Source organism: Streptomyces spongiae, assembly GCF_009377185.1.
GTDB classification, from domain to species: Bacteria; Actinomycetota; Actinomycetes; order Streptomycetales; family Streptomycetaceae; genus Streptomyces; species Streptomyces spongiae.
Genome location: NZ_VJZC01000918.1, coordinates 1 through 2629, shown reverse-complemented (window position 1 = coordinate 2629; position 2629 = coordinate 1). Strand labels below are relative to the sequence as shown.

The window sequence follows — 2629 nt, the reverse complement described above, 5'->3', positions numbered from 1 at the left end:
GGGCAGGGCGGGCAGCAGCGCGGCGGAAGCGTCGTCGGTGTCCACCGGGAGCACGCGGCCCGGGTGCTCGGCCTGCGCGGACCGGACGAGTCCCCAGACGGCCGCGGCGCCCAGGTCGGTCACGTCCTCGGCGTCGTTCGCGGCGACGGCACCCCGCGTCACCAGCAGCAGGCGGGAGCGTCGGAAACGGTCGTCGGCGAGGAACTCCCCCAGTACGGCGAGCACGTGGCGGGTTGCGGCGCGGGCCGCCTCGGCATCGCTGCCGGGCCCGGCGACGGTCACCACGAGGTGGCGTGGTGCCCGCTCGCCCGGCAGCGCGTCCAGCGCCGGGACGTGCGCGGCGCCCTCCAGGTGGGCGACGAGCCCGAGCGGGTCCTCGCCGACCAGGGCCCAGCTGCCCGCCACGGCGGCCGGCACCTCGTGGGTCTCCCACTCCAGACGGAACAGCGACCCGGCCGGGTCGGGCAGGGCGTCCGCGTGAGCGTCGTCCGGCGCGGCCCGCAGGGTAAGGCCGGCGACCGAGACGACGGGGTCGCCGTGCGCGTCGGCGGCGTCGACCACGACGGTGTCCGGTCCTGTGCGCAGCAGCCGGGCCCGCAGCAGTCCGGCTCCCGAGGCGTGCAGGGTCACGTCGCGCCACTCGAACGGCAACAGGCGTTCCGCGTCCTGGTCCAGGGCGGCCGCGTGCAGTACGGAGTCCAGCAGCCCGGGATGGATGCCGTACTCGCCGGTGTCGCGGACCGAGGCGTCCAGGGCGATCTCCGCGAACAGTTCCTCGCCGCGCCGCCACAGGGCGCGCAGGCCGCGGAAGGCCGGTCCGTACACCAGGCCGGCCGCGGCATAGCGGTCGTAGCGGTCCGTGATGTCGACGGGCTGGGCGCCCTGCGGCGGCCACTCGGCGGCGCCGAACCGTGCCGGTTCGGCCGCGTCGGGGGCGAGCCGTCCGGTGGCGTGCAGGGTCCAGGGTGCCTCGGGCCGGTCGGCGGTACGGCCGTGGAACCACAGCTCGCGGCGTCCGGCCTCGTCCGGTCCGCCGACCTTCAGCTGTACCTGGACGGCGCCCTCCTCGGGCAGCACGAGCGGTACCGCCAGGGTCAGTTCGGCGACGCGGGCGCAGCCCACCTGGTCCCCGGCGCGGATCGCCAGTTCCAGGAAGCCGGTGCCGGGGAAGAACACCATGCCGCCGACGCGGTGGTCGGCCAGCCAGGGCTGGACGGCGGTGGAGAGCACGCCGGTGAGCACGAGGTCGTCGGAGCCGGCCACGACCATCGCGGCGCCGAGCAGCGGATGCCCCACGGCTTCCAGGCCGGCGCCGGACACCTCCAGGGCGCGGGCGCCGCCGTCGGGCCAGTACCGTTCGCGCTGGAACGCGTACGTCGGCAGGTCCACGCGGCGGGCACCTGTGCCGGCGAAGAACGCGGCCCAGTCGACGGCGACGCCGTGGACGTGCAGACCCGCGAGGCCGGTGACGAGCGTGGGCTCCTCGGCCCGGCCCCGGCGCAACAGCGGCTGCACGACGGCCCGTCCGGGCAGGCAGGCGCGGGCGGCGGCCAGCACGGCGTCCGGGCCGACCTCCAGGAAGGCAGTGGCTCCGGCGTCCGCCAGGGCGGTGACACCGTCGCCGAAGCGCACGGTCTCGCGGACGTGCCGCACCCAGTACTCCGCCGAGCACAGCTCCTCCCGCTCGGCGACCCGGCCGGTCAGCCCGCAGACCACGGCGAGCTGCGGGGGCTGCCACGTCAGCCGTGCCGCAACCTGACGGAAGTCGTCCAGCATCGGGTCCATCAGCGGCGAGTGGAATGCGTGGCTCACGGCGAGCCGGGTGTGCCGCCGCTCCCCCAGCGCGGCCAGGGCCCTCTCCACCGCGTCGGCCTCGCCCGACAGCACCACGGACGCCGGTCCGTTGACCGCCGCCAGCGCCACACCGGGCGTCAGCAGCGGCCGGACCTCGGCCTCGCCCGCCTCGACGGCGACCATCACACCGCCCGTCGGGAGGGCCGCCATCAGCCGGCCGCGCGCCGCGACGAGCGCGGCGGCGTCGGTGAGGGACAGTACGCCCGCGACATGGGCCGCGGCGATCTCGCCGACGGAGTGCCCGGCGACGAACTCGGCGCGCACGCCCCAGGACTCCAGCAGCCGGTACAGCGCGACCTCTACGGCGAACAGCGCGGCCTGGGCGTGGTCCGTACGGTTCAGCAGCGCGTCGTCCGTGCCCCACATCACCTCGCGCAGCCCGGGCTCGAAGCAGGCCAGCGCCTCGTCCAGTGCCGCGGCGAACGCCGGGAACGCGGCGTGGAGTTCACGGCCCATGCCGAGCCGCTGGCTGCCCTGCCCGGAGAACAGCAGGGCGAGCTTGGGCCGCCCCGTGACGTGTCCGTGGACGGTGCCCAGGCCGGTGAGGTCGGCGAGGGCGTCCGCGGAGGAGGCGCAGTCGTCCGCGCCGGCGACGACGGCGGTGCGGTGGTCGAGGGCCGTACGGGTGACGGCGAGGGAGTAGGCGACGTCGAGGGGGCGCAGGCCTCCTTCGCGGGCGAGGAGGGCGCGCAGCCGCTCGGCCTGGTCATGCAGGGCGGCCGGGGTGGCGGCGGACAGCAGCCAGGGCAGTGCGCCCGGGATGCGGTCGGGTGCC

Annotated in this window: 1 protein-coding gene; it reads right to left on the bottom strand. The window is 76.5% G+C overall.

Annotated features, from left to right (window positions below; translation table 11 throughout):
* Positions 1–2629 (bottom strand): acyltransferase domain-containing protein (locus FNH08_RS48660; protein ID WP_152778307.1); only part of this gene is annotated, 2629 nt, incomplete at both ends.